Here is a 488-nt window from a genome sequence, read left to right as displayed (position 1 = left end):
GGTACCCCGGACAACGAGACCCGCTACCTGGTCGCGGTGCAGCGGGAGGTCACCGAGCTTCGCCGCCTCGAGGCCGAGCGGCTCCACTACCATGCGAACTTCAACCGCCGCACGGGGCTGCCCAATCGCAAGTACACGCTGCAGCTACTCGAAGATGCGCTGGACCGCGCCGAGCGGTCTGACCTGGATCTCGCCGTGGTAGCCGTCGAGATCCGCGACTTCGCCACCATCACCCAGGGTATGGGCGAGGAGTCCGGCGATGCGCTGCTCGATACTCTGACCTTCGGCCTGCGCAATCAGCTCACTGGCCAGCCCCACTTCCTCGGCGTTGCCGCCCGCGGGCGCATCATCGCCGTCCTTGAGCGGCTCTCGGAGGCGGAGCAGCACTTCACCGGGCTCCTCCACGAGCTGCTCGAGGGGGTCAACCGGGAGCTGGCTATCCACCGCGACCAAGCCCCGCTCGCCTCGGCGTGTGCCGGGGCGGCACT

At 68.6% G+C, this 488-nt stretch carries 1 protein-coding gene; it reads left to right on the top strand.

Going from position 1 to position 488, the window contains the following annotated elements:
- On the top strand, positions 1 to 488 hold a 488-nt coding region (locus LRG07_RS13820; protein WP_238642783.1), incomplete at both ends, for a GGDEF domain-containing protein.

Source organism: Halorhodospira sp. 9622 (genome assembly GCF_022228025.1).
GTDB lineage: Bacteria > Pseudomonadota > Gammaproteobacteria > Nitrococcales > Halorhodospiraceae > Halorhodospira > Halorhodospira halophila_A.
Note: the sequence above shows the minus strand (reverse complement) of the source record. Positions and strands in the feature narration are given on the sequence as shown.